Annotated in this window: 26 protein-coding genes; 17 read left to right on the top strand and 9 right to left on the bottom strand. The window is 51.3% G+C overall.

The window, feature by feature from the left end:
* Positions 1–42: 42 nt before the first annotated feature.
* On the top strand, positions 43–1,530 hold the full coding sequence (locus KP806_RS18745) for a GMC oxidoreductase (protein ID WP_224725267.1): 1,488 nt from the start codon (positions 43–45) through the stop codon (positions 1,528–1,530).
* Here KP806_RS18745 and KP806_RS18750 read toward each other — a convergent pair.
* Complete coding sequence (locus KP806_RS18750; RefSeq protein WP_224725269.1) at positions 1,527–2,477, bottom strand: helix-turn-helix transcriptional regulator; 951 nt, start codon at positions 2,475–2,477, stop codon at positions 1,527–1,529. The two genes, KP806_RS18745 and KP806_RS18750, sit on opposite strands and share 4 nt — an antisense overlap.
* Before the next feature lie 477 nt (positions 2,478–2,954).
* Here KP806_RS18750 and trpS point away from each other — a divergent pair, with 477 nt between their 5' ends.
* The 4 genes from trpS (at position 2,955) to KP806_RS18770 (ending at position 6,720) form a co-directional block, all read left to right on the top strand.
* Positions 2,955–3,938, top strand: a complete 984-nt coding sequence (gene trpS, locus KP806_RS18755) for a tryptophan--tRNA ligase (RefSeq protein ID WP_224725271.1) — start codon at positions 2,955–2,957, stop codon at positions 3,936–3,938.
* A 41-nt stretch (positions 3,939–3,979) separates the two neighbouring features.
* Entirely contained in the window at positions 3,980–4,846 is an 867-nt protein-coding gene (locus KP806_RS18760; protein ID WP_224725273.1) for a hypothetical protein, read from the top strand.
* Between the two features lie 53 nt (positions 4,847–4,899).
* Entirely contained in the window at positions 4,900–5,697 is a 798-nt protein-coding gene (locus tag KP806_RS18765; protein WP_224725274.1) for a class I SAM-dependent methyltransferase, read from the top strand.
* A gap of 225 nt (positions 5,698–5,922) precedes the next feature.
* On the top strand, positions 5,923–6,720 hold the full coding sequence (locus tag KP806_RS18770; protein WP_224725275.1) for a lipid II flippase Amj family protein: 798 nt from the start codon (positions 5,923–5,925) through the stop codon (positions 6,718–6,720).
* Positions 6,721–7,003: 283 nt separating this feature from the next.
* On the opposite strand, the gene KP806_RS18775 is transcribed toward KP806_RS18770, so the two are convergent.
* Positions 7,004–7,837, bottom strand: a complete 834-nt coding sequence (locus tag KP806_RS18775; protein WP_224725276.1) for an AraC family transcriptional regulator — start codon at positions 7,835–7,837, stop codon at positions 7,004–7,006.
* Between the two features lie 167 nt (positions 7,838–8,004).
* Here KP806_RS18775 and KP806_RS18780 point away from each other — a divergent pair, with 167 nt between their 5' ends.
* Positions 8,005–9,402 (top strand): family 4 glycosyl hydrolase, encoded by a 1,398-nt coding sequence (locus tag KP806_RS18780; protein WP_224725277.1) that lies wholly within the window; start codon positions 8,005–8,007, stop codon positions 9,400–9,402.
* A gap of 152 nt (positions 9,403–9,554) precedes the next feature.
* Complete coding sequence (locus tag KP806_RS18785) at positions 9,555–11,030, top strand: protein adenylyltransferase SelO (RefSeq protein ID WP_224725278.1); 1,476 nt, start codon at positions 9,555–9,557, stop codon at positions 11,028–11,030.
* 321 nt (positions 11,031–11,351) lie between these two features.
* Here the strand turns inward: KP806_RS18785 and csaA are convergent, their stop codons facing one another.
* On the bottom strand, positions 11,352–11,681 hold the full coding sequence (gene csaA, locus KP806_RS18790) for a chaperone CsaA (RefSeq protein ID WP_224725279.1): 330 nt from the start codon (positions 11,679–11,681) through the stop codon (positions 11,352–11,354).
* Between the two features lie 124 nt (positions 11,682–11,805).
* Between csaA and KP806_RS18795 the strand changes: the two genes are divergently transcribed.
* Positions 11,806–12,120: a WCX domain-containing protein gene (locus KP806_RS18795; protein ID WP_224725280.1), complete on the top strand. Its 315-nt coding sequence runs from the start codon at positions 11,806–11,808 to the stop codon at positions 12,118–12,120.
* 141 nt (positions 12,121–12,261) lie between these two features.
* Here KP806_RS18795 and KP806_RS18800 read toward each other — a convergent pair whose 3' ends face one another.
* Entirely contained in the window at positions 12,262–13,344 is a 1,083-nt protein-coding gene (locus KP806_RS18800) for a GIY-YIG nuclease family protein (RefSeq protein WP_224725281.1), read from the bottom strand.
* A gap of 121 nt (positions 13,345–13,465) precedes the next feature.
* Between KP806_RS18800 and KP806_RS18805 the strand changes: the two genes are divergently transcribed.
* Both KP806_RS18805 and KP806_RS18810 read left to right on the top strand, forming a co-directional pair.
* A complete protein-coding gene (locus KP806_RS18805) occupies positions 13,466–13,882 on the top strand; it encodes a VOC family protein (RefSeq protein WP_224725282.1) in 417 nt (138 codons plus the stop codon).
* 157 nt (positions 13,883–14,039) lie between these two features.
* Positions 14,040–14,249: a hypothetical protein gene (locus KP806_RS18810; protein WP_224725283.1), complete on the top strand. Its 210-nt coding sequence runs from the start codon at positions 14,040–14,042 to the stop codon at positions 14,247–14,249.
* A 124-nt stretch (positions 14,250–14,373) separates the two neighbouring features.
* Here the strand turns inward: KP806_RS18810 and KP806_RS18815 are convergent, their stop codons facing one another.
* Positions 14,374–15,126 (bottom strand): DUF6843 domain-containing protein, encoded by a 753-nt coding sequence (locus tag KP806_RS18815; RefSeq protein ID WP_224725284.1) that lies wholly within the window; start codon positions 15,124–15,126, stop codon positions 14,374–14,376.
* Between the two features lie 163 nt (positions 15,127–15,289).
* On the opposite strand from KP806_RS18815, the gene KP806_RS18820 reads away from it, so the two are divergent.
* A complete protein-coding gene (locus KP806_RS18820) occupies positions 15,290–16,069 on the top strand; it encodes a hypothetical protein (RefSeq protein WP_224725285.1) in 780 nt (259 codons plus the stop codon).
* Between the two features lie 677 nt (positions 16,070–16,746).
* Here the strand turns inward: KP806_RS18820 and KP806_RS18825 are convergent.
* On the bottom strand, positions 16,747–17,553 hold the full coding sequence (locus KP806_RS18825; protein WP_224725286.1) for a hypothetical protein: 807 nt from the start codon (positions 17,551–17,553) through the stop codon (positions 16,747–16,749).
* Between the two features lie 271 nt (positions 17,554–17,824).
* On the opposite strand from KP806_RS18825, the gene KP806_RS18830 reads away from it, so the two are divergent.
* Positions 17,825–18,304, top strand: coding sequence for a hypothetical protein (locus KP806_RS18830; protein ID WP_224725287.1), 480 nt, complete (start codon positions 17,825–17,827; stop codon positions 18,302–18,304).
* Between the two features lie 123 nt (positions 18,305–18,427).
* Positions 18,428–18,853: a disulfide oxidoreductase gene (locus KP806_RS18835; RefSeq protein WP_224725288.1), complete on the top strand. Its 426-nt coding sequence runs from the start codon at positions 18,428–18,430 to the stop codon at positions 18,851–18,853.
* 87 nt (positions 18,854–18,940) lie between these two features.
* Here the strand turns inward: KP806_RS18835 and KP806_RS18840 are convergent, their stop codons facing one another.
* From KP806_RS18840 to KP806_RS18850, 3 genes are read right to left on the bottom strand one after another with little or no spacing between them, the layout of a single operon-like run.
* Complete coding sequence (locus tag KP806_RS18840) at positions 18,941–19,795, bottom strand: ABC transporter permease (RefSeq protein WP_224725289.1); 855 nt, start codon at positions 19,793–19,795, stop codon at positions 18,941–18,943.
* Positions 19,779–20,585 carry an ABC transporter permease gene (locus tag KP806_RS18845; RefSeq protein WP_224725290.1) on the bottom strand — a complete coding sequence of 269 codons (807 nt, stop codon included), beginning with the start codon at positions 20,583–20,585 and terminating at the stop codon, positions 19,779–19,781. The genes KP806_RS18840 and KP806_RS18845 overlap by 17 nt, the downstream gene beginning before the upstream one ends.
* Positions 20,582–21,580, bottom strand: a complete 999-nt coding sequence (locus KP806_RS18850) for an ABC transporter ATP-binding protein (RefSeq protein WP_224725291.1) — start codon at positions 21,578–21,580, stop codon at positions 20,582–20,584. Before KP806_RS18850 ends, KP806_RS18845 begins: the two co-directional genes overlap by 4 nt.
* A 377-nt stretch (positions 21,581–21,957) precedes the next feature.
* Between KP806_RS18850 and KP806_RS18855 the strand changes: the two genes are divergently transcribed.
* Genes KP806_RS18855 through KP806_RS18870 form a run of 4 tightly spaced genes read left to right on the top strand, consistent with a single transcriptional unit; the run spans position 21,958 to position 25,531 of the window.
* Positions 21,958–22,743 carry a hypothetical protein gene (locus KP806_RS18855; RefSeq protein WP_224725292.1) on the top strand — a complete coding sequence of 262 codons (786 nt, stop codon included), beginning with the start codon at positions 21,958–21,960 and terminating at the stop codon, positions 22,741–22,743.
* Entirely contained in the window at positions 22,736–23,809 is a 1,074-nt protein-coding gene (locus KP806_RS18860; protein ID WP_224725293.1) for a DUF3419 family protein, read from the top strand. Before KP806_RS18855 ends, KP806_RS18860 begins: the two co-directional genes overlap by 8 nt.
* Positions 23,806–24,813, top strand: a complete 1,008-nt coding sequence (locus tag KP806_RS18865) for a hypothetical protein (protein WP_224725294.1) — start codon at positions 23,806–23,808, stop codon at positions 24,811–24,813. The genes KP806_RS18860 and KP806_RS18865 overlap by 4 nt, the downstream gene beginning before the upstream one ends.
* 34 nt (positions 24,814–24,847) lie before the next feature.
* Positions 24,848–25,531, top strand: a complete 684-nt coding sequence (locus KP806_RS18870) for a TenA family transcriptional regulator (protein ID WP_224725295.1) — start codon at positions 24,848–24,850, stop codon at positions 25,529–25,531.
* The last annotated feature ends 205 nt before the right edge of the window (positions 25,532–25,736 follow it).

Here is a 25,736-nt window from a genome sequence, read left to right on the forward strand (position 1 = left end):
GACATATACATAGTGTTGGTTGAGGAAAGGAGACGACACAAGGTGTATACCAGTCTCGACGCATCAAATACAGTGGAAGGTCCAAGCTTTGGACCATGTCCGCCATTTGAAGCATGGCTGCAGGCGGATCATTGGATACCCTTAACGTCAGTTGAGGAGATGGCCGGTAAGGATTATGATGTGCTCATCGCAGGATCGGGGGCGGGGGGAGCGGCGTTATTGTGGCGGTTATGCCAGATGGGGGACCCTTCCATAAAGATCGGCCTCATCGATGCGGGCGGTTTGCTGTTACCGACGAATATGTATAATCTTGCAACATTGAAAGAGCCGTTCAATTATTTTTTAAACCCTCGAAATTCCTATCCGATCGGACAGCTTCTACCGGAATTCCGTGGAGCCAGGAGCGTGTTTGCACTGGGAGGGAGGACGCTATTCTGGACAGGAGTATCGCCACGCGTCTTTCCTGCTGAACTCGTCCATTGGCCGGTGCCTTATCCGGAAATGGAAGCCTATTATCAGATCGCCGAACAATTTATGACCGTACAGAAAGATTACGAATGGAAATATCCGCTTGGCGAATCATTATTGCAGACTTTATTGAACGATTACCCTCAAACCATATACGCGCCAAGGGCCATCGATTTCAATCCGTTAAAATATAACGGTAAAATCAACTCAAACGTTATGTTCAGCTCCATGAATTTTCTTGGAGCCTCTCTTGATAAACGGGCTTATGATGTAGCTGTTTTTGCAAGGGCCATTAAAGTGCTTACTGATCAGGGAAAGGCTGCGGGTGTCGAAGTCGTTACGCATAACGGGAAGAAGCATGTGCTGAAAGCGAAAACGATCGTGCTGTCGGCAAGTACGTTTGAAACGCCGCGGATTCTGCTTCATTCCGGTATACCGGGAAGGGCAATCGGCCGCAATTTGTGGACGCATAGTATGCTTTGGGCGGATATATCCGTTACCGGCCCGGCAAAAGAGGTGCAGCCGTTCGTGTTCCCGTACGGATTAATAATCCCGCAGACGGAGAATCGCCCATTCCAAATCCAGATCTTCGAGGCGAACCGGCCGGAGCGGAAAATGCTCACCCTGGTCGGAATAGGTAAGGTGGAGAGTAACTTTAGAAACAGGGTATTCCTGAGTGACGACAGAAGAGATGCGTTCGGAGTTCCGTTGGTCCAGGCCCAATTTTCGTACAGTGAACGCGATTTGGCAGTTATCGAAATGATGCGTCAAGATTTTATTAGACTGGCAGAGGTGATTGGAGCAACATTCGTGTCATACGAAGGGCGCCCGGATATTTGCTTATACCCGCCTGGACAATCTTTTCATGAATCCGGCACCTGCAGCATGGGTATCGATCCGGACATGTCGGCAACAAACCGATTCGGGCAAATTCACGGCGTTGATGGTCTCTATGTTGCCGACAACAGTGTACTGCCTAATACAGGGGCGGCTAGTCCGACCCTTTCGACGATTGCGCTAGCCATACGAACTGCGGATCATGTAATGAGAACATTGACTTAGAAACGTGAGGTCGGCTCCTTTTCATCGGCACGGCGATATAGCTCCGCCATCGCTTCGATCTGGCGTGTCACCTCGGAAACAAGCTCCGGGGGAGCAACCGCCTGAACGCAGGCCCCAAAGCTCAGCACATGCCGCACCGCGGAAGCGAGCGTGGGATAACGGCCGGTCACATCGATCGGGCCTTCGGGCGGCGCCGAAATGTCCTCGATCGGGAATTCGTCCCGGACTCTCGTTTTGACCGAAGGATCGAAGCGCAGCTTGGTTTCGAAGGCGGTAAAGCTGACTTTATCCGTGAATTGCCGTTCCATGTCCTTCAGCGTAATCGGGCGCTGCACGAACGATTCGAGCCTTGTGTCGAGCTTGATCATACGCGACAGCTTGAAGACGCGCGCGTCGAGCCGGGTGCGGCAGTAGCCGAACATATACCAGGAATAGCCTTTCAGGAAGATGCCGTGCGGTTCGATGAGCCGCGATGTTTCCGCTCCGTTCCGGTCGATGTATTCAAAGGCGACGAGACGCAAGTCGCGGATCGCGGCATTTAGCAAACGGATTTTTTCTTTGTCTCGGCTGGAGACCGTATAGCTAATCTCCATGCTGGAGCGCTCGGTATTCGAGGGCGAGCCCGGGTTCAAGGCGCCGATTTTCTCGATCAGGCCTTCAATGTCCTCGTTGTCGGTCATCGCCCGGTACCCGCGAAGTGCCGCGCAGATTGAGGAGAAATCGTCGAGGGACAGCAGCTGCTTCTCGATCCGGTAGCCGGCCATAATCTCGTAGCCGCCGTCCGCGCCGGGAAACGAAACGATCGGAATGCCGGCCTGGCTGATCGTCTCCATGTCGCGGTAGACGGTGCGCAGGGATACCTCGAAACGCTCGGACAGCTCGGCGGCGCTTATTCTTTTCTGATTCAGGAGTGCCATCGTAATGGCCAGCAATCGGTCGAGCTTCAAACGGACGTTCCCCCTTTGGCTGAAGGCGGGCGATGCAGGCCTTCCTGTTATATGCCCATTATACAGAATAAACCCTGACAGCATTGTGTCAAGGTTTGGCGTGATGTGCGTATTTCAAAATAGGGTTGACGCCGAATGCCGTTATCCTTTATTGTTAATCACATCCATTTTATATGCACAAGGCAATGAAAGGAAGAGTAGCCCGATTGAATTGTCCAAGCGAGCCGGCGGTTGGTGAAAGGTCCGGTACATTTCGTTCAGGTGAATGGGTCCTTTCGCTTCAATCCGAACGCCGCTCCGTGCGGCCAGTAGGCGTTGACGGACTGTTCCCCCGTTATCTTGGAACTCCCGTTAGTCGTTTTGACGGGCAAGAGAGCGGCCGGCGGCCGAATTCGGGTGGTATCGCGGAGCAGACACTTCGTCCCTTAGCAGGGGGCGAGGTGTTTTTTTATTTTTCGAAATAAGGGAGGATGACTTATGAAACGCGTATTATCGGGAATTAAGCCAAGCGGGGAGTTGAATATCGGGGGTTACGGCGGGGCGCTCAGCCAGTTTGTCCGGATGCAGGAGGAATATGAGTGCTTCCTGTTCATCCCGGATTTGCATGCGGTTACCGTGCCGCAGGATCCGAAAGAGCTGCTGCGGCGCTCCATGGACATTGCCGCCTATTATATCGCAGCCGGGGTCGATCCGGACAAAGCGGTGATTTTCTTTCAATCCCATGTGCCTGCCCATGCGGAGTTAGGATGGATGATGGAGACGCAGTCTCATTTCGGGGAACTTGGCCGGATGACGCAGTTCAAGGAGAAGTCCGAAGGCAGGGATTCCGTCAGCGCCGCATTATTCACTTACCCTTCCTTAATGGCGGCGGATATATTGCTGTATCAGGCCACTCATGTTCCGGTCGGGGACGATCAGAAGCAGCATTTGGAGCTGACGCGCGATTTGGCGGTCCGGTTCAACAGCCGGTTCGGGGAAACGTTCACCGTGCCTGAGCCGATCATACAAGGCATAGGCTCCCGGATTATGGGACTGGACGATCCGTCCAAAAAAATGAGCAAAAGCAATCCGAACCGGAACAGCTACATTTTGCTTCAGGATTCTCCGGACGATATCAGGAAAAAGCTTGCGAGAGCCGTCACCGATTCGGAGATGACCGTCCGTTACGACTGGGACCGGAAGCCTGAGGTGAGCAACCTGATTGAAATTTATGCGGTGTTTTCAGGGGAGTCGATCGAGGCGATCGAGCGCCGTTATGAAAGGCAAGGCTACGGTGTATTCAAGAAGGAACTGGCCGAGGCGGTCGTCGGCAAGCTCGTTCCGATTCAGGAGCGCTACAAAGAAATCGTCGATTCCGAGGAGCTTGTCCGCATTCTGAAGAATGGGGCCCGTAAAGCGGCCGAAGCAGCGGAACAAACGCTGGTGCGGGCGAAACGGGCGATGGGGTTTGTTACTTTTTAGCAGGGATATGAAAGGAATACAAGTCTGATAAGGGGGCAAAAATGAGCGAGTTTAGCGAAAGCTTTCACTTGAAAAACCATAGTCAGGAATCGGCTGCCGCATTTCTTGAGAAAGCAGGCTGTGAGGGGTATGTATATAAAGAGGGTAACGGCTGGGTTACCTTTTTGCTGGAGGATAGCGGGGATAAAATCTTGGATGATCTTCTTTCTTGCAATCCTGGATTACTTGTTCATTATGCTTATGCCGAAGATCATGGGTGGGAGCTGCAGGTATTTTTCAAAGATGATCTGTTATTTGATTACAGGTGTGAATGGACGGATGAATTGCAAATCGATAAAAATCTTTATGATCTTGACGTCATCGAAGAGCTCGTGTTGGAATACGGAAATTCCGCCGAGCGGCTTGATCAATTATTCAGCTTTACGGGAACGGGAAGGCTGGAAGAGCCTCCTGCCTATATAGTAGCTGATTTAATCGGACTGGAACATTATAAGTGGACTGCTGCCGAGTATAGGAATGATGCAGATTTGGATAAGGGCATGATTGCGGCTGGAAAAAGCAAGGCAGTTATAAGCGCAGAGGATAGCATTTTTCAGTTTTATCAATATTTTTTATCCGGGAAGTCGAATAGTGCCATGAAACGAATTGACTGTGACTCGCAAGGTATTGACATCATTGATTTATATACTTATATCAGTGAGCTGCATCGGCGTCACGGGGTAACATCGATAGAGAGTTTAGATATTGCTATGCAGGATAACAGTCAGCAGAACGACGAAGCAGAAGCGGAAGTGCAGATGATAGTTAAGGACTCTCAAGGGGTGCAAAGAACGGAAACGAACCAAGTGTGGCTAAAATTTGATGACAACCAGGGTTGGAAGATTACTGGGATCAAGCTTGATGCGTAAACAAATTGCAACGCTATAGTCAAATGAGACGAGCATAGAGGAGCTGAGAAGAGATGAGTTTACACCGGAGCAATGAGGAGGCAGTGAGAGAGGAATTCAAAAAGCAGGCAAAAGGTTTTTCGGACAAACGTCTGACATTAAACAACAGAACATTGCTGGAGTGGATCCTGAAAGGCCTTGGCATTCATTCCTGCATGGAAGTGCTGGACGTGGCTGCGGGTACGGGCATTTTAAGCCGGGCCGTTGCCCCTGGCGTGAAGCGGGTAGTGTCCATCGATATCTCGGAAGACATGATTGAAGAAGGTATGCGTCAGAATCAAGCCGCCGGCTTGCCGAACATCGAGTACAGGCTTGCCAACGGGGAACGAATTCTTTACGGGAATGATACATTTGACCTCGTGATCAGCAGGCTGGCATTTCATCATTTTGCACATCCGGCTGACGTTTTGCGGGAAATGAGCAGAGTAAGCACTTTTGCAGGCGAGGTTTGTGTCGTAGATATGATTTCCCCGGAGGATGACATGCTTTGCCGTCTTTACAACCATTACGAAATGCTTCGAGATCCCTCGCACACTTATGCTCTAAAAGAATCGGAATTGATTTCGCTGTTCTGCGAAGCAGATTTGTTTGTTCTGTCTGTAGAAACAATGGAAGTTCCCGTTTACGTCGATAGATGGCTGGAGCTGGCCCGGACGGATGGGCTGACAGCCGCACAAATCATAAAGGACATCGAACGGGAGCTGCTGACAGGTCAACCGGTTACCGGACTTTTTCCGTTTATAGACCAGGGTGAAACGATGTTTAAGCAAAAGTGGATGAAAATGGTCGGGAAAAAGCAGCAGAGGATGTAACCGGAGGATACAATTTTATTTATATTCGGATTTTACTCCAAATCGGACAATTAGCGTACTCACGGTCCATACGAGCGGGGAAATCACTACCAGGGACTAACGCGTCGGATGACCAGACGCCAAAAATAAGAAAAAGCCTTGACTAAACCTTCTCTTTTTGCGCAGCGTTTTTTCCTATTTAATGGAGTTAAGAACCGCTTATCCCATTAAAGAAGAGGTGACGCTATGCTGGAGAAGATTATGCTGGCTTGCTGCCTGACGTTTGTGATTCATTTTGCCGAGACGATCACTTACTCCCTGCGGATCGCGGGCGTGCGGGCAGGGAGGCTGGCGGTCGCCCTGTCGTTGACCGGCATGATCCTTCTTGTATCGCGGACAGCGAATATGGTGCAGGCGCCGCTCGCGGGCAAGCTGATCGATACGGCCAAAAGCTCTATGGAGTTTGCGCTTGTCGATCAGCTTCGTCTTATTATTTTCTCCGCGACTTTGGGGACGATGGCCGCGATGCTGGTATTGCCGTCCGCGGTGCAGCTTGCCGGTAGAGTGATCGCCCATCTGGAGGAAGCGGGCTCGATTCCCGAGATGTTCCGAACGTCGGTCACATTCAAAAAAATCAGGCATTCACGTACGCATCTCCGCCTTCCCCGGATCCATATGCTGAAGAGGCTGAGAATCGGGGGCATTCCGAAACGTCTTGTGCTTCTCAATGTGCTCGTGACGGCAATCTACACGATCGGCGTACTTGCGGCCTTGCTTGCTGCCTCGTTAACCGAGACACATGCGATTACGGCCTCGCAATCCTCCGGGCTTATCAACGGCATGGCGACGATTCTGCTGGCGCTGCTCATCGATCCCCGGATCGGCCTGCTGACGGACAAGGTGCTCAGGGGCGAAAAGGATAAGGCAGCTCTTAATAAAGTGTTCGGCCTGCTCATGGCGTCCAGACTGCTGGGAACGGTCGCGGCGCAGCTTTTGCTTGTTCCCGCGGCATATTTGATTTTGCGGATCGTAATCTTATTGTAAGCCGAATTGCAAGCCGGTCTGCAATAACTGACTTAAATTTGCAAATACATTCGAATCATATAGGTACATGTGAAAGCGTAACCAGCCGGAGATCTTTACTCTTGGGAAGGGAAGCGTGATAGCGATGACAACTATTCGAAATGTATGGCACGAATGCTGGGTGAATTACTATTTGAATATGTATGACTCATGTCTGTGCGAAGAGTATAAATCGTATTTGCTATCCAAAGCCAGGTATCATCTCTCCAAAATGAGACTTCCCGTCCCTTAAGCTCCGAGGTGGCTAGACGAACTGGGAAGGCGGAACCTTGTAATATTTTTTGAACGCCTTCGAGAAGCTGTACGGATCGGGGTATCCGAGCATGCCCGCGATTTGCTGAATCGTGTGCTGCCCGCTGTACAACAGTTCCCGGGCCCGGTTCATTTTCAGCTGATAAATGTACACGCCCGGAGTGACGCCTAAGGATTTTTTAAAATAATAGATAAAATATTTTTCCGACATCCCGACTAACGCGGCAAGCTCTCCAATGCGGAGAGGCTGATGCAGGCGATCGTGGATAAAATCGAACACCGGCTGCAGCGTCTGCAGATTTCCGGTCTGCTTCGTCTCAGACTCATTGGGTGTAAATCCCCCGCGATAGTCCCCTTGCCCGTAACATTCCACGATCTTGGCGATCAGGATCATGAGCCCTCCCTTAAACCGGATGCCCGACATCCGTGCGCCGTCCTCATATTGGTCATAGGCTTCCAGGAAAAGGCCGATTTCCTCCCGGACAAGCGGGTTTGGAATAACGCCCGACAACGGATAATTGTCCAAAATTCTAAGATGATTCCCAAGTCCAAAATCAAAGTGGATGTAAATAAATTTGCAGCCGGCACCCAGGGTTGCAGCGGTATAGGCCACCTTCGGGCTAAAAAGGACCAGGTCCCCTGCGGAAGCGATGTGCACCTGATCTTGAATGCGTATAGCAATCTGTCCTTCGTATAGGTACCACAAGTCGTAATCCTTATGCTGCTTGCTCTCCGCATAGCCGCCGGGATGGGCGATCACTCTGCAGGAATTGATGCGCAGGCTGACATGTTCGGAAAGCTCGTTGAAAATCGTTAAATTAGGCAAGAGGAGTCAACTCCATACTTTTCGACATCGGTTTACACGCCCATTATAGCATAAGGATCCGGCTGCGTTCCGGACACCTTACTAAATGACATGTGATGATTACTCTCTGCCATTTCGCTTTCCTGCCATTGTCCTATAATGAATAACGAAAGCAGCGATTGGAGGAGATGAACATAGTGAGTCAAAAGCCGAAGGTAGTCGTATTGGGAGCGGGAAGCTTATTTTTTGGCCGTCAGGCCATCTGGCAAATGGTTCATTCCGAGCATTTGAACAAAGGCACGCTGGCTTTGGTGGATACCGATGAGGCGCGCTTGAACAAGCTGGTGAGGCTTGCCAAAATGGTCGCCGAATCGGCTAAAGTGGATTTGAAAATCGAGGGATCGGTAGACCGGAAGCAGGTGCTTCAAGGTGCGGACTTCGTCGTCCTGAGCTTTGCCGATAATACGGTCAAATACAGAGGAATCGACTGCGCGGTTTCCGAGAAATACGGGATCAGAATGTGCTCCGGCGATACGATCGGGCCGGGCGGGATCTTCCGCGCGATGCGGGAGCTGCCTGTCATTATGGAATGCGCCAAGGATATCGAAGAGCTTTGTCCGGATGCGTGGGTCATTAACTATATTAACCCGTCGTCCGTGCACGGGATTGCTTTAAAGCGTTTCGCTCCTCAGCTCAAGAGCTTCGCTCTGTGCGATTCGCATCATATGCCGCATAAAAAAATCATCTACGCCGAGCGGGCGGGGATCATTAAGAATAAACGGGAATATACCGAGGAGATCGACCGCAAATTCGATATCCGCATTGCCGGAGTCAATCATTTTACCTGGCTGCTAAAGGCGGAGTATGAAGGAAAGGATGTACTGCCTTCGATTGCCGAGTCGATGAAGCGGGCGGCGGAGACGGAGACGGTAGGGGGCGACACGGGAGCCAAAGCCCTCTTTAACGATGCGATCAGCTATCAATTGTACGATATTTTCGGATATGTCCCAACCTGTACTGCTCATACGAAGGAGTATGTCCCTTACTGGCAGGGGCTCGGCAAGCTGAAGGATTCGATTCCGCCGCTGTCCATCTGGGAGACGGAAGAGCGGTATAAACGCCATGACGAAATGTGGCGGCAGGTCGACAGCTTCCTGAGCGGCGAAACGCCGATCGAGTCCTATATGACTTCCTTCGGTCCGGATCATGCGACGGATATTATTGAGAATATGGTTGCGGGCTTAGGCAAGCCGTTTTACATTAATACCTTGAACGAAGGCGCCGTTACGAATATGAACGACGATGCCTTCCTGGAGCTGCTGTGCGAAGTCACGATGGACGGGGTGAAGCCGTTCCCGGTTGGCGAGATGCCTCGCGGAATCCGGGGCATGCAGGAGCTCGTGCTGGATACCCATGAACTGACGGCCGAAGCCGTTGTAGAGGGCAGCCGCGAGAAGCTAAGAAGGGCCATGCTGACGGACCCTCTCGTTCAGTCGATCGCCGATGCCGATCAAATTATTGACGAGCTTCTGGAGCTTGAGAAGGATGTCATTCCCGGTCATTGGTATACGAAAAGTCTAGTGTAAAATTAATGAAGGTACAGTTTCCCTTGGATAGGGGACTGTGCCTTTTTGCCTTTTTGTTTGCGTCATTCCTTTGCGAAAGGTGTATAATAAATTGGAAGAAGTAAACAATAACAAGGCCAAAAACTGGATTTTGCCTATTATAAGGAGATACAATGACAGAACATAACGCCAAAATAGAAGCGGGATGGAGCTTCGACAACAGCTATGCCCGGCTGCCGGAAATGTTTTTTACAAGACAGGCTCCGGCACCTGTCCGCTCGCCGAAGCTGATCATGTTTAATGAGCCGCTCGCGGCTGCTTTAGGATTGAAAGCCGAAGCGCTGCAAAGCGAAGAAGGCGAGGCCGTGTTTGCGGGCAACAGGATTCCGGAAGGGGCTTTGCCGCTGGCGCAGGCTTATGCGGGGCATCAGTTCGGACATCTTAATATGCTGGGAGACGGCCGGGCTTTGCTTCTGGGGGAACAAATTACTCCTCAGGGCGAGCGGTTCGATATTCAGCTGAAGGGCTCGGGCAGAACGCCGTACTCCCGCGGAGGCGACGGCCGTGCGGCGGTTGGGCCGATGCTGCGTGAATACATTATAAGTGAAGCCATGAATGGGCTTGGCATACCGACTACCCGCAGCCTGGCTGTGACCGCGACCGGCGAGTCCATCATCCGTGAAGCGATGCAGCCGGGTGCGGTTCTGACACGCGTAGCTGCCAGCCATGTGCGCGTCGGCACCTTTCAATACGCCGCCGGCCGGGGCTCTATAGAGGAGCTTCGGGAATTGGCCGATTATACGCTGCAGCGGCATTATCCGGAAATCGACGGGGATGGAAACCGTTATTTATCCTTCCTGCAGGCGGTTATCAAGCGCCAGGCTTCGCTGATTGCGAAGTGGCAGCTGGTCGGTTTCATTCATGGAGTCATGAATACCGACAATATGGCGATTAGCGGGGAAACGATCGATTACGGACCTTGCGCCTTTATGGATGCTTTTGACCCGGCTACGGTGTTCAGCTCCATCGATACTCACGGCCGTTACGCCTATGGCAACCAGCCGCGGATCGCCGTGTGGAATCTCGCGAGGTTTGCGGAAACCCTTCTTCCGCTGCTGCACGAGGACGAGGAGCAGTCTGTCGTATTGGCCGAGGAGGCTCTTTCGGATTTTACCGGTTTGTTTCACGAATATTGGATGGCCGGAATGAGGGCCAAGCTGGGCATTTTTAACGAGGAGTCGGAGGATGAAGCCCTTGTAAAGGATTTGCTGGACATCATGCAGCAAAACGGTGCGGACTTCACCAATACCTTCGTCGCGCTAACCTTTGTCCGGATGGAGGATTCGGGGTTATCCTGCAGCAAGGAATTTGCGGAGTGGCGTGAACGGTGGCAGGCGAGGCTGGAGCGGCAGGAGGAGTCCAAATCCGCCTCGCAGCAGCTGATGCGGGACAGCAATCCTGCTATTATTCCGCGCAATCACCGGGTCGAGGAGGCGCTGGCTGCCGCGGTGAATGACGGAGACTACAGCGTCATGCAGAGGCTGCTAGCCGCGCTGGCGAATCCGTACGCGCACTCCCCGGAGCAGGCGGAATATGCCGCTCCTCCCGAGTCGTCGAACGTACCTTACCGGACGTTTTGCGGGACGTGATCTTGGAAAGGGCATGGGGGCATGCCCTTTTTTATTTGGAGCAGCGGCGGTTTGGTTGATTAAGCTCACTCGGTTGTGAGTCTAGAGGTAACGAACTCGGATTTAGAGGTAACGAACTTCATAATCGTTATTTGTCTCAAATCGAACGAATTTGATTTTTTACGAACCGGGGAAACGCTATTGCTCGAAAATCAGGGCTCATCGGCGGATTTACGCCCGAATAACGACAACACAGTTCGTTAGAATTGAAAAGTTAGCCAAATCGCCGAAATAGAGATTCCGAGGTTCGTTAGCTTAAGACAGTTTGTCCCGTTAACCTGCTTATTTGATCGGGGTTCCATTAGGCAGATCCATATCCGGCTTTAGAAGAACGACATCTCCCTCCCCGGGCACTCCTCCAAGTATCAAAACTTCCGAATCAAACCCCGCAACGCGTCTCGGGGGAAAGTTAACGATGGCAATAATTTGTTTGCCTAAAAGCTCTTCCGCTTCGTATCTTCGGGTAATTTGTGCACTCGATTTCTTTATTCCGATCTCCCCGAAATCAATTTCAAGCTTAATAGCGGGAACTCTTGCTTTTGCAAAAAACTCCGCTTTCCTAATCGTCCCAACACGTATATCCAGCTTTGAAAAGTCTTCAATTGTAGCCATGTATAGTTCACCTCACGTAAAAGGATAACACATTAAAGCCCAACCGACACTGACACACTGTTGTCAGCGAACGCCGCTTATGATGAAGACATAACAGGAACTATCGGATGGGGGGGCGTCGGGAATGGAGGAGCCAGGGGGGAAGTCCGAAGAGGAGAACACGGTCCGGCTTGTGCTGCGCTTTGCGAAGGAAGCGGAGCAGGCGGCGGCCGAGCATTTTGACCGGGAAGAGATGGAACGGCTGGCGGACGGCACACTCATGATCAAAGCCGTTTTCCCGGACGGGACATGGCTGATCGGCTTTTTGCTCAGGTTCCATACCGGCATGCTCGTTCTTGAACCGGCGCGGCTTGCGGCGGCCGTCAGGGAGACCGCTCTGGAAATAGCGGCGATGTATACGGAAGCGGGCGATGAGGCGCGTAGGGAAGGCGGTTCGTAAAGCCGGATTTTTCTCTCGCAAAAAAAGAGACCCGCAGCAACGGGCTGCAGGCCTAAAGGTATTTATATAATTAAAAAGGGGGTCAAGGCTTAGTATAGACCGCCAATATTAAAGAATGATGAAGCTAATATGTCAATATGATTACAATTTGACCAATTGCCCGATCCGGTACTCATAATTGCTTTTGCAGAGCTGAAGTAAATCGTATTTGAGCCCGCGTTTGGGCAACGTGATTTTGAGCGGCGTGCTTCCCCGTCGGCTCAAGGCCGAACGCACCTGCTTTAAGTCGCCTATCGTATTCACTATCAGCTCGTCCGGCCGATCCCCGGCATAACGGCGTAACAGAAACCGGTCGCTGGAGCTGCCGTCCTTCTGCTCTTCGAGCTCCAACCACTCCAAATTCGTCAGCATGCCCTCCTGCACTTTGGCGACTAGCACATGGGACGGACCGAAATAAAGCACGTCCTGATCGGTGACGGATTCCCGGTCTACGATCTGTTTGTCGGAGATTCGCTCCAAATTCCGGATGCTGTGCAGCATCTGCTGCGCTTTCTCGAACTGCAGGCGGGAGGCGTATTCCTCCATTTTCGCGTACAGCGTTTCGATCAGTCCATGCCCTCCGCCGGCGAGGAGCTCGGCAGCCTGCCGGACACGCTCCGAATACTCGGCCTCCGAAATTTTGCCTTCGCAGATGCCGCTGCATCTTCCGATATGGTACAGCAAGCAAACCTGCTTCGGCATCGTCGCGCATGTTCGCAACCCGTAATGTGCGTTGACGAATTCCAGCAGGGCGTCGCGAAAACCCGCACTTTTGAATGGCCCCAGCCGCTGCAGGCTGTCACGTTCGGCGCCCGCGGCTTTGCGGCTGCGATTCCGGTAGCAGACGTCCAGACGGGGGTAACGCTCCGAAGTAAGCTGCAGGTAGGCATATCCGCTGTTGTCTCTTTTGAGAGCGCGGTTATAGGGCGGTTTGTGGATTTTGATCAGATTGTTCTCGAGCAGGAGGCTTTCCGGTTCATTGTTGACAAGGACGACCTCGATGGCCGCTATTTCCGCTACGAGCTCCCGGATTCTGCTGTGGGCATGATTTTGCGTAAAATAGGAGCGGAGCCTGTTCCGCAGGTTTTTCGCTTTGCCGATGTATAAGATGCGCCCGGACGCCGCTTTCATCAAATAGCAGCCGGGACCTTCCGGGTAATCCCCGGAGACGAATGAAAAGGGCATGCGCCGCCATCCTCCCGATTGGCAGATCTAGCAAATAAAAAGAAATCTCTCTAGTATGTTCATGATACTATACGGTTAAGTTAATAGAAACCATAAATAAACGATGAGGTGATCCTAGGTTATGGCGTTTAAAGCTGGGAATATTTTTGTGAATTTGCCGGTCAAAGATTTGAAAAGAACGATGGAATTTTTCACTCAAGTCGGATTTGAGTTCAATTCTAACTTCACGGACGATAACGCGGCTTGCTTGGTCATCGGGGACAATATTTACGCGATGCTGCTGGTGGAGAGTTATTTTACGACGTTTATTAAGAAGGAAATTGCAGATGCCACGAGATCGACCGAAGTCATTCTGGCCATTTCCGCTGATAGCAGGGAGCAGGTGGAAGAGATTGTCGGCAAAGCTTTGGCGGCAGGCGGCTCGCCGTCGAACGATCCGGTCGACCACGGCTTCATGTATGTCGCAAGCTTCCAGGATCCGGACGGTCACCTTTGGGAAGTCATGCACATGGATGCTAACGCGGTTCCGCAGGAATAAAAGAGCAAGTCCGCTTGGCGGGCTTCGGGAATAGGCTGTTTTTCGGTGGCTTTTGAGCCGCCGGGAGGCGGTCTTTTTCCATTTTCCCGCCAATCCCGCAACTAGTTTCCTCCCGCCGGCGTCTAATAAGGTAACGGAACCGGAGAGGAGATCGTTTATGGCCGAATACGTACCGTTCGCGTTTATAGTCATAATGATGATTGTAGCAGGTTGGCGGCTCGTTAAGCGTTCGAAGGCAAATCCCGGTGTGCGGGATCATCAATTATTAAGATGGGCGGGATACGGATTGATTTGTATGACCGTGCTGTTAATCGCTGTGGGAATCGTGCAGTTTATCGGCGAGCGATCCCATTCCTGGGGGCATTAGACATGAAGAAGAACCTGAAAACGAAAGCGGCCGTAGTAGTGATCGTGCTGGCTTGCTGCATTCCGTTCGTATTTTTTTGGCTGTGGATTAAGCTGGTGAATGATGTGTCTATGATGCCTTGAGCTCAAGGAACCTCGTATTCGCTAATCGTCACGCCCGGTTCGCTGCCCAGCTTTCCTGTCTCGCCGGGGATCTGAATGACGAGAACCTGCTTGCCTTGCCCGTCCGTCAAAATATGGCGGATGCCTCTTTCAGGCCTGTCGCTTGAGGTTTTATAAATGCCGCTGGCCGGAATCCGGATGACTTCATAGCCATTTTCCTTGGGAATCGGCGGTAAACCCGGCATGCCGTAATGGATTTGCACCGTACCGTGAAAGCTCTGCGGAATCAGGTGAAGGACGGGTCTGCTTTTCTCCGCTTCGGCCGCCAGCATCTGAACAGCAGCGAATGCGATGAGGGCCGAGCATAGCAGGAATGCCAAATAGCCGCGCTTTTTCGCAGCGATGAAAGCCCCAATGGAGAATACGAGAGCCGAGCTGGCGAACAGCAGCATGAACAGCCCGAGCTCGGGCGAGAAGAGATCCTGCAGTCGCCACCATCCGAATCCCATCATAAAAGGAACGGACGCCGCCGCCGCGGCGCTCAGTCCGAAGAGCAGCAAGACCCGCAGCCATAAGGCCGTACGCTCTCGGCGGAACAGCAGCGTGTAGACAGGCAAAATGATGAACAGGTACGGAGGTACCGTCCATATTAGAAGCTTTGTCCCTTCGCTGCCGATCCCTTGGTTGTAGACGAGGGACAAATAACCCAAATAAGCCAGCAATCCCGCAAAATAGCTGCTCACCGCAACCGCCCCGTAAAACAGCATCCTATTCATATCCAGCTCCCCTTTTTCCGGTTCAAGTCAGCTTGCGTATCTGTTCTTCATCATACCCCTGGTTTGGCATGTCGCAGTAGTTCTATCTTTTGTAGAACCTGCAGCCGGCAAGCCGTAACCTAATGCCGTCGCTGCTCGTCAGTTAGGGAAAGGGGGTAGCGGTTTGAGGCGATTAAATATAGTGCTGGCATTCATTTGTTTTATCGCGATGGTCGCGGGATGCTCTGTCGGAGGAGCCGGTAAGACACTTACGGCGGCACAGGTGCTGGATGCGTTCAGCCGATCCGGCTTCGAGCTGTCGGAGGCGAAAGAGTTGCATCCGGACAGTGTATTCAAAAAAGAGTTGAACGGAGTCAAGCCGGACACCTATTTAGTAGGCGGGAGTCAGCTGCTCAGCATTTATGTTTACGAAAGCAGCAGGGGGCCAGCGAAGGGAATCAAGGATTTTGAGCGGCAGACGGCAGCGGCGGATGTTACTTCGTACGACCTTTATTTCGTCGCGAATATATTGCATTTCTATGTTACCGATGTCTCCGATAGGGACGAACGTGTGGCGCGTGCGGTGGAAGGCTTGCGGATGAGTATGGAGAAGCAGGAAGAGTGGCTGACGAAGGAGATTGAGTCGATTACTTTGACCTGCCAGCCGAATTTCGGGAAAAAGCCATGCGAAAATCGCAAGTTTGCGGATTCCTCAGCGGTTGAGCGGTTTCGGCAGGCGGTTCATCGGGCGGAAAAAATGCCCGGTATGCTCAATTACGTAGCGGAGTATTTGATGACGGTAACTTTTCATGATTTAACCAAACGGGATTTCCATCTTTCGTTAGGGACAGACAGGAATCAATCAGGCTTGCTTGTACCGCTATTTGATACGACGCAAGGCTACGAGATTCCGGTGGAGGAGGCCAATCGGCTTAGGGAGCTGCTGGGAGAGGACGGAATATAAGCTTATTCTCGTCTACAAATGTGGCGGATACGGCGTCTGCTGCAGAAACTGCATCAGAAACCTGACATGAACGGGAGGAGGCTGAGCTGTGCTGCACTTTTGCAGCAGAAGCAGCCTCCCATCTTCGAAACTAGTTAGTTTGGCTCGATTCTGGTGCAGATACTGCAGCGGAATCGAGCTCGGCGTCGGGAATTAGTTAACCTGCTGCACAAAGTGCAGCAGAATGGCAATCATCATCGAGAAGCAGCTGCAGCACAGAACAGCAATCAGCTACGAGAAGTAGCTACTCTACAGCGCCTGCGCTTCTCCCGGCATGTGGCGTCTGCGGCGTCTGCGTCTGCGGCAGAAACTGCATCAGAAACCTGACATGAGCGGGAGGCGGCCGAGCTGTGCTGCACTTTTGCAGTAGAAGCCGCCTCCCGCCTTCGAAACTAGTTAGTTTGGCTCGATTCTGGTGCAGATACTGCAGCGGAATCGAGCTCGGCGTCGGGAATTAGTTAACTTGCTGCACAAAGTGCGGCAGAACGGCAATTTTCATCGAGAATGAGCTAACCTGCTGCATAAAATGCAGTAGAACGGTAATCAGCATCGAGGTTCAGCCAATCTGCTGCATAATCTGCAGCAGAGAGCCGAGCAGCGTCGAGTTTCACTATGCCGCCGTACAAACCGCGCGGCGATCAGCCCTTTTGAATTTTGGCCGGATTGTTGATTTTGTACGGGACAGGGTGCTTCGTCAGCTTTTTGGCCACAACCTTCGCGTCGAACGTAATCGTATCTCCGATCGCAAGCTCCAGCTTCTTGAGGGTGGCGCTGTGGCTGGACCAGGCAACGCCGAGCTCAAGCGCAGGTTCAAGAATAGACACGGCCTCATAGATGATAACCTCGTCGTCGTTGTCGGAGAAGTTGTTCGGCACGGTCGTAAATTCCTGAACCGTTGCCGTCATTTTGACCTTCTCCTCCGGCAGCTGCAGCTTCTCCTTCTTGCCCTTGCCTTTCTTCGGCTTCTCAGCCGGCGCTTCAACCGATGCTTCCTCCAGAGCTGCCGGCGTCTTCGATGCAGCCTCTTCAGCAGTACTGTCTTCCGACTTAACTTCCTCCGCCGAACCCGGCTCCACCTGCAACTTTTCAACCGTTTCTTTCACCTGAGCTTCAGCAGATTCGACCGTAGATTCGGGAGCAGCAGTCTCCTCCGCTACCGCTGCAGCGGCAGCCTTCGCACCGTAGCTGGCCGCCTGCATTTCCTTTAGAAATGAGGGATGGATGCAGTGCAGTTCCCCGTTATCGAACTGGATGACGGCCGTCATTTTATCGGCAAATCCTATGATGGCGCAGGGCACATTCATGCCGTTGCCTTTGTAGTAGAAGGTTTTGGTTTTGACAGCTTTCTCGGAAAGAAGCCCCCATTCCTTGCATTTCTCAAGCTGCTCCGCCTCGTTGCCGAACGCCGTATACGCAACGGGCTTGATCGCAAACGCATGTATCATCGCTTGTCCGCCTTTCTCATTGGATAAAGATTATTTCATAAGAGCAATGTTTTAACTGTTAATGGTATGGACCATTGTTATTTTAACATTTTTTCGCTTCCAAGGGAGTGGTTTGCAACATGATGGACAAGACTAACGTCATAACTGCTATATGGAATATTATGGTCAATTAATGTTGCGGATATAAGAGACGCAGCCTGTTGAACGAAGGTCTGCTTTGTCAGCAGCAGCACCGGACTAATTGCCGTGAGCGGAAAGGGCGGTCACCGAGATGCGAAGAAGGAGGCTTTCACTTAATATAGTGTGTGCTTTCGTTGGTTTATGGTTAGCCGTATTTATCATTTACCGCGTTACTTTGATGTGGAATGGAGGCGCTGCCGAGCGCAAAACGGAGGCCTTCCTTAATGCCGTCCAGCAGCAGGGTTATGAGCGGGCGGCCAAGCTCTATGGCGGATCGATCGAAGAGGAGGTCTGGACCTCGGATATGCGTAAGCTGCATGAGGAAAAGGGCTTTAAGCTGCTATCCTATGATCATGTCAAGGCCGAATTCGACGATGGCTGTTACTGCACAGGCCATGCGGACCTGACGATCGAGGTGGACGGGAAGCCGCTGGAGGTCGAGGCCATTCTCTCCTTCGCCTATGGAGCAAAGCCCGGGTATATTTGCATCATTACGCCGTCCGGCCAGGAAGACGGCTCCGTCCCCGAAATCGAAGGCTGGAACCGGCTGGCCTGCGGCGGCTCCTTCTGACGCGGCTTGCAGCTGCAATAGTACTAATCTCACTTTTTTCACAGCCGATAGCCCTTTCGAGTCATGCCAGACCTGGCAATACGGGTGACAATAGGAGGAAACGGTGAAAAAGGAGAGAGTCGTTTGGATACGCTGGAGAAAAAACGTTCGTTCTGGCTGTTCGCCGCTTGGGCGACAGCGGTTATGGCTACGGCAGGAAGCTTGTATTTGAGCGAGGTGATGCATTTTATCCCTTGCAGCTTATGCTGGTTTCAGAGGATATTTATGTACCCGCTTGCGCTGCTGCTCGGCATAGCTTATGCGAAGGTAGACACGGGAATCACGGTATATGTGCTGCCGCTTGTCGTCGTTGGAGGCTGCTTTTCGCTGTACCACACAATTTTGCAAAAGCTGCCCAAAGACTCGGCGATCGCCGCCTGCGGGCCGGTTCCTTGCCAGGGCGACTATTTGAATTGGTTCGGCTTTATCACGATCCCGATGCTGGCTTTGGCTGCATTTGCAATCATTTTCATCGCGCTGCTCCGCGTTCGCAGTATGAAATCAAGCTGACTGCGGAGGAGCGGGGAGCAGCCGAGCCGATTACGATAGGCCTCCGTTACCCCTGAATGAAGCAGAATTCGTACTGAAAGAGTTGTATCATCGGCGCAGTGTCATCATATTGCCGGATGTGTATCGCTTCAGCCCTCTATAGAACAGCAGCGTTCCGCAGGCGACGAACAGCGCAGAAACGGCCAGCGCACCGATCAGAAAAGGAAGATTGATTTCGCGAAGAAGTCCGATCGGCAAGTAGCTGATGAAGCCCGCGGGGATGACGGCGAACAATACAAGCTTGCCCCAGCTTTTGAATATGCTGGTCGGATACGTCGTAAACGTCAGGAGCGCATTGAACAGCTGTATGCTGAGGCCCTCCGTGTTCCCGACCCAGAACGCCAGGCAATTGACGATAACGGAAAAAAAGATGAAAATGACGGCGGCAATGGCCATCGCCAGTCCGAATTTGGCGATGCCCGCAGCCGATTTGTCGCCGAATATGGCGAATACGAGCAGCGCGAACAGCACATCGCCGATGGCGCTGACGGACATTCGGCTGATCAGCACATGCAGAAGCACCGGCTTTGGCTGGGCCAAGTACACGTCAAGCTGGCCCGTTGCGATTATATTCGCGATTCGCGACGCGTTGCCGAAGAAGGTTGCCATCAGGCCAAAGCCGCCTGCCGACACCGCCCAAAGCATCATGACGTCATGCAGCTCCCAGCCGTTCAGCACTTGGAACCGGTTGAAGTAAAGCCCCCAGAATACGATCCAGACGATATTGTTAATCATCATCATCCCGGCGGTAAGCAGGAAGCTGAGCCGGAACTCCATCGCTCCCGCAAGGTTCAGCGTCCAGCTGCGCAGAACGAATGACAGCTGACGGCGCAGCTTGCCTGGCTGGTCATGCTCAGTGATGGAATAATAGCTTGCCGAGTTTGTTCTATCCTCCGTTGACATTCAGTTTTTTCACTCCTCTCCGGTAGATCCAGGCAACAGCCAATCCGATGACGGCAATCCATAGCACCTGCACGGCCAGCATGCCGGCAAGTCTGGATGCATCGAACGCCACTGCGGTTTTGGCGGGTATGTACAGGACTGCCTGCAGCGGAAGCCAGCGACCGACCGCTTGCAGCGCATCGGGGAACAGCTCCAGAGGCATCAGCATGCCGCCGATCGTGAACAAAAACTTGTTGTAGACGAACTCGATTCCCCGCGTCTCCTCTACCCAGAACGCGCAAAGCGCCAGCGTCATGTTCAACATAAAATTGACGGTTAAGCCGAATGCCGCGGCAAGCGGCAGCCACAGAAAGCCGGCGCTCAGCTCCGGCGGGCCGATGATCAGCAGCCCGAGCGTACCGCCCAGCACGGCATTGACGCCGAAACGGACGGCTGCCTCGCTCATATACTCGACGTAATGAAAGACGACGAAATGAATCGGGCGAACGAGACGGTAGCCGACGTCGCCGTTTTTTACTTCCTCCTCGATCCGGGTGCAGAGGCTGGGACAGGCAAGGGTTATCGCTTCGGTAATAACCAGATACCACATTATTTGGTTGAAACTGTAGCCGGCGATAAGGGAGGCGTCCCCTTCGCCATGAAACGTCGCCTGCCAAAGCTGCAGAAATATATACAGGATAAGCAGCAGGAACAGGGAGCGGATAAGAAAATCAATGATATAGGCCAATTGGTTTCTGAGCGTTATTTTACCGATAAACGCGTATTTTGCCATTTTTCCGAGGGTGGTCATGACGAGCAGTCCTCCTCTCCAAAATCGCCGTACATGCGCGTAATGATTTCCTCCATCGGCGGATCTTCGATGGTGACGTCTATGATCCGCCGGCTGGACATCACGTTCGTCAGCGCCGCTTCAATCGTCGTGAGCGAAGTATCGACGGAAAGCACCACTTTCGTCTCGCTGCGTTCGACAACCGTCGCTCCGGGAATGTCCATGTCGCCGGGATCGTCCGCAACGACAAGCCGGATCGTCTTGTGTGTCATATACCGCAGCTTCATCAATTCGACGCGGTCGTCGAATACGATACGCCCGTAATTGATGACGATGGCCCGCTCGCACAACTGCTCGATGTCTCCGGCGTCATGCGAGGTAAGGAATACCGTCGTGCCTTCCTGTTCGTTCAACTCGTGGATCAGCCGCCGGATACGCTGCTTGACGACGACATCCAATCCGATCGTCGGCTCATCGAGAAACAGCACCTGGGGGCGATGCAGAAGGGAGGCCGCAATTTCGCAGCGCATGCGCTCGCCAAGAGACAGCTTTCGCACCGGCGTGTTCATATAGGGCGCGAGCTCGAACCGTTCAATCATTTCGTCGCGCCTTTGCAAGTAATCACTGCGGCGCAGCTCGTAAATACGGCTCATCAGCTCGAACGTATCGATCGGCGGCAAATGGTACCACAGCTGCGATTTTTGCCCGAAAACGGAACCGATCCGGTACGACAGCTTCGTCCGCTCCGTCCAGGGGCAGCAGCCGAGCACTTCGGCGAAGCCGATGGTCGGATGGAGAATGCCGGTGAGCATTTTGATCGTCGTCGATTTACCAGCGCCGTTCGGGCCAAGGAATGCGACCGTTTCGCCTTGCCGGGCCGAGAACGTAATGCCGTCAACGGCCGTTTTGTCTTCATAAAGAGGCTTCAGCAGCGATTTGAAGCTGCCGGCAAAGCCCTCCTGCTTTTTTTTAATGCGAAATGCTTTGCCTAATTGCTCGACGCGGATGGATGACACATGCGAACCCCCTTTTTTATTTTTGTACGGCTAGGGCGGATACAAAAAAGACCTCGGACAGTCTCGCCCCTAGCAGGCGGAACTTGTCCGTTGGCCTTTTATTCCTTACGGTGTGGCTCAGGCTTATGTGCCTTAGCTGGCATCGATCGGTTCGCCTCCCTCGCAGGATCGGATCCCTAGATGCCCTCCCTTTAATTTTACACATACTACCATGAGAAACGGTTTCAGGCAATCAATATTTTTAAGGTATGGCCCCGCTAAATTTTTGAAGCATTAAAGCAGGTACTAGAAGAAGATAGTACTCGTTTAACTCAGTCAAATGATTTAAATTTTTGATAAGGAAGCTTTGCTGATAATTAACTGGGAGAGGGATGACATTGAATAATAACGAGCTACCTGGGCTGGATCTGTGGAAGGGCAGCAGAGATTTGCGCTTTGTAATGGAGCAACGACTGCCTGACCTGTCTGAACAGAGGCGAAAAGAAATGCTGATGCTGGTACAACGAGTTCAGCCGGCATCCAAGAATTATATAAATACACGAATAAAAAGGTATCATTCTGTCATTTTAGCCGAAGACGGTCAGGGCCTGGCGGCGTTTCAATTTATCGAGCAATTTGAAGTGAACGGTGATGCGTTTATTTATCTCGGGCCTTTATTTTCGCGCGGGTATGCATTTATGTTCTTATTCCTTCAATTTTATAACTGTCTTACCACCAAATACAGGAACCGGGTTTTTCACCTTATGGCTGAAGTCCAAAACCCGGAAGTATTTCTTTTTTTCAAAACGCTTTTCTGGCGGATCACTGTTCCGCGTGTTAAGGAAGACCACATTCCGCAAAAGGCCGTTTATATCGCGAAAATATACGCTGAACGCATTTCGCATATCGGGCGTATCGATGAAACGGTTCTCAGCACACATTCCGATCAAACGTTATACAAAGTTTCCAAAGGTTACGAGGATGTGATGAATTGGCTTCATTCGAGAGGAGTTCATTTGGAACAAGGCGACAGCCAGATGCTGTTAATTAGCTGGCTGGGAAATGAAGAAGATCGGCATCGTCATCTTCAAGATTTTGAGGATGGGCTGAAGAAGCTTCAACAGTGGAAAACATATAAGCGAATCATGCTGCAGTGTTTTAAGGAGAGGACGGCTCATGCTTGATTTGTATTTTTCCCAGATTCGGGAGGACAATGCGGTAGAACGAACGGTATCTGCTTTATTGAAACCACTCAGAATTGTATCAATCGCATCCGGCGGCTGCACTTCTTTTTCCCTGCTGAATGATACCGTGGACGTTGTGTATAGCGTAGATCTCAATCCTGCCCAATGCTCGTTGGTCGAGTTAAAAAAGGCCGCTATGATGGTGCTGAACCGCGAAGAGTATCTTGCCTTTATAGGTGAAAAACAACATGCTGACAGGCAGCTCATGTTCAAGCAAATACGCGGGCAACTGCCGACATACGCCAAGGATTACTGGGATCGTCATCCACAGGAGATCGATGCTGGTATCAATCAATGCGGAGTAACGGAACGGTTTTACCGCTTCGTCGGCGCTAATATCCGCAATCATGCGGTACCGGATCAGGTTTGGAACGATTTGTTTTCCTGCACTAGTTTAGATGAGCAGAATGCATTATTTGATAAGCATTTTACGACGGATGCATGGAAGACAGCGGCTCATATTTTGCTGAGCAAGACTACTCATCTTCTTTTTTTTCCGGCTTTTATGTTTACACATACGGAAGAAAACGATTTCGGCGCTTTTTTTGCAGGCCAATTTGAAAAAGAAGTGCGCACAAAGCCGATGGGCAGCAATTATTTTTTATCGCAGCTATTGTTTTCTTCTTATATATACGACCGGCCTGAGGGAATGCCCTATTACCTGACCAGGGAAGGTTACGATACGGTGAAGCGTAATTTACACAAACTTGTGATTGTCGCCAAGCCCCTACAACCTTTCCTGCAGGATGTGAAGCGTATCGACGCCTTTTATTTCTCCAACGTATTCGACTGGGCGGGAGCCGCTGACTGTGAAGCGATATGTAAGGGCGTTCTGCAGGCCAAATCGCCGAAAGCGGTCTTGTTATACCGAAATATGCTGTCTGCCCCTCCTCTACCGGAATTCATCATGAGCCGGTATGACATCGATGGTGCTCTATCGGCCCGCTGCCTGGAGCAGGAACGATCAATGATGTACCGGAACATTACCGTGGGGGAAGTACAATGAGTTATATTGTTGAAGTTTTGGATCAAAGAAACAATCAGGATTTGTTAAACTTGACAAATACGGGGGGTACGGGCAGCGATTTATTTCGGGTGGATCGTGCGCCGGACTTTTTTGCGTTGTCCTCGGAGATGGGGGACACTGTAACTTACGGATTACTGCGGGAAGAAAAGCTAATCGGTTGCATAGCTGTGAGCAGACAAACAAGATTTATTCGCGATTCTGCTCAAAACGTTTATTATTTGCATGATTTGAGGCTGCATCCGGATTATTTCAGCACCATCGCCTACTATCGTCTAGTGCACCATGTTTATCATATTTACCGGGAGAAAACGGAGTGGGTGTTTGTCACGTTACTTGACAGCAACCGAAACACCAGGATATTGACGAAAGAAACGAGCCTGCTGCCTCCGGTATCACTGTTGGGGAAAATGGTGCATGTCGGGATTCCGATGTTTATCCCTTTAAGACCAAACTCTCCACAAGGCCAAGTGGTAAGATTGACGGCGGACGAAGCATGGAACGAATATAGCCAAACGGTGCGAGGCATCAATTTTGCCCCCGCTGACTACGAACGTTTTTGCGCGGTTAACGGCTATTTTCTAGGCATACGAGAGGGAAGAGAGATAATCGCGGTATGCAAGATTGTCGATCAAACGAAGTCACGCAAGCTGGTTGCCGCCAAAACGCTTCCGATCTATCGATTGCTTATGAATCCGTTATGTGCATGGAAAGGCTGCCCTCCGCTACCGGCCAAAGGTGAAATTTTTCGGCACGGTTATCTGTCATATTACGCTTCAAAGGCTGGCGATTACCGGAGGGATTTTCTATCTTTCGTTACGCGCCATACACCACTGAACTTTACCTTTGTCTTTATGGGTTTATCCGAATCGGAAGCCACGGCTTGGAAGACTCCCTTTAAACTTCAGCTTTCTTCAACGATTTATACTTATGGTCTAAACCCGGCGGATTTAACTTTTGATTATAGGGAGCTTACCCTCGTATAGATGGAAATACAACTTTGGAGGCTGATAGTTACAGATGAGTACTTTTCTCGAACTAAAAAAGGTTATTGAGCATATGTTTCAAGAACATCCGTTTGAACTTCACCCTTTGATGTTAAGAATTAAAGAAAACAAGTTCACTTCTGCCCAGGTCAAATTTGCGGCATTGCAGATTTATCACGTCGTCGACCATTTTCCTCGATTCATTTCTGCTCTCCTAACCAATATTCCCGATTACTCTCTGCGCATGCCCTTGGTCGAAAATCTGTTCGAAGAGCATGGGAAAATGAATCCGGCTTACGTTCATGTGGAAACGTATAAACAATTTCTGCTTGGAATAGGGATTGCACAGGAGGAAATCACAACCTCGGAACCAATCATCCCGGTCATCGCCTATAATCGTGCAGTTACCGACTTGTGTCTGCATTATCCTTATCCCGAGGGGCTGAGCGCTTTGGGGATCATAGAAGAAATCGTCGCGAGAGTCTCTCCGATTGTCGGACGCTATGCAGCGGCACAATTCAGCAGCAGTCCAAATTCTCTTGTCCATTTTACAGACCATGAAACATTGGATATAACTCATGCAAATGAAATTTATGAATTAGCCGCTAAATGTTACGAAGGGCCGAACCGGCTCCACATTGAACGCGGGCTGCAGTTTGGAATGTATTACCATCGTCGGCTATACAGCGATATTTTGGAAGCAGCCGAGACAATTTGACGAGCAGGATGATGATGCCTATCAGATTGATTTTAACGAAACAACTTTTTTAGTAAGATCTGTATCGGATAAGGGTCAGACCGTTAAACGGATAACGATAGCTTAATAAAAGCTGCTACAGTCTATTGTTGAATCCAACTTAGAGGCTCATATCCAAAAACTGAAACTGAGGGACCGAGACGATAACTTGGACAAATAAAGGAGA

The sequence above is a fragment of the Paenibacillus vietnamensis genome (genome assembly GCF_020169515.1).
GTDB classification, from domain to species: Bacteria; Bacillota; Bacilli; order Paenibacillales; family Paenibacillaceae; genus Pristimantibacillus; species Pristimantibacillus vietnamensis.

Coding starts and splice junctions, on each gene's coding strand:
- KP806_RS18860 (WP_224725293.1), top strand. CDS start 22,736: ATGCTTGATTTGTATTTTTCCCAGATTCGGGAGGACAATGCGGTAGAA.
- KP806_RS18865 (WP_224725294.1), top strand. CDS start 23,806: ATGAGTTATATTGTTGAAGTTTTGGATCAAAGAAACAATCAGGATTTG.
- KP806_RS18805 (WP_224725282.1), top strand. CDS start 13,466: ATGGCGTTTAAAGCTGGGAATATTTTTGTGAATTTGCCGGTCAAAGAT.
- KP806_RS18760 (WP_224725273.1), top strand. CDS start 3,980: ATGAGCGAGTTTAGCGAAAGCTTTCACTTGAAAAACCATAGTCAGGAA.
- KP806_RS18765 (WP_224725274.1), top strand. CDS start 4,900: ATGAGTTTACACCGGAGCAATGAGGAGGCAGTGAGAGAGGAATTCAAA.
- csaA (WP_224725279.1), bottom strand. CDS start 11,681: ATGGCTACAATTGAAGACTTTTCAAAGCTGGATATACGTGTTGGGACG.
- KP806_RS18840 (WP_224725289.1), bottom strand. CDS start 19,795: ATGTCAACGGAGGATAGAACAAACTCGGCAAGCTATTATTCCATCACT.
- KP806_RS18800 (WP_224725281.1), bottom strand. CDS start 13,344: ATGCCCTTTTCATTCGTCTCCGGGGATTACCCGGAAGGTCCCGGCTGC.
- KP806_RS18810 (WP_224725283.1), top strand. CDS start 14,040: ATGGCCGAATACGTACCGTTCGCGTTTATAGTCATAATGATGATTGTA.
- KP806_RS18870 (WP_224725295.1), top strand. CDS start 24,848: ATGAGTACTTTTCTCGAACTAAAAAAGGTTATTGAGCATATGTTTCAA.
- KP806_RS18845 (WP_224725290.1), bottom strand. CDS start 20,585: ATGACCACCCTCGGAAAAATGGCAAAATACGCGTTTATCGGTAAAATA.
- KP806_RS18795 (WP_224725280.1), top strand. CDS start 11,806: ATGGAGGAGCCAGGGGGGAAGTCCGAAGAGGAGAACACGGTCCGGCTT.
- KP806_RS18785 (WP_224725278.1), top strand. CDS start 9,555: ATGACAGAACATAACGCCAAAATAGAAGCGGGATGGAGCTTCGACAAC.
- trpS (WP_224725271.1), top strand. CDS start 2,955: ATGAAACGCGTATTATCGGGAATTAAGCCAAGCGGGGAGTTGAATATC.
- KP806_RS18815 (WP_224725284.1), bottom strand. CDS start 15,126: ATGAATAGGATGCTGTTTTACGGGGCGGTTGCGGTGAGCAGCTATTTT.
- KP806_RS18780 (WP_224725277.1), top strand. CDS start 8,005: ATGAACATAGTGAGTCAAAAGCCGAAGGTAGTCGTATTGGGAGCGGGA.
- KP806_RS18825 (WP_224725286.1), bottom strand. CDS start 17,553: ATGATACATGCGTTTGCGATCAAGCCCGTTGCGTATACGGCGTTCGGC.
- KP806_RS18770 (WP_224725275.1), top strand. CDS start 5,923: ATGCTGGAGAAGATTATGCTGGCTTGCTGCCTGACGTTTGTGATTCAT.
- KP806_RS18830 (WP_224725287.1), top strand. CDS start 17,825: ATGCGAAGAAGGAGGCTTTCACTTAATATAGTGTGTGCTTTCGTTGGT.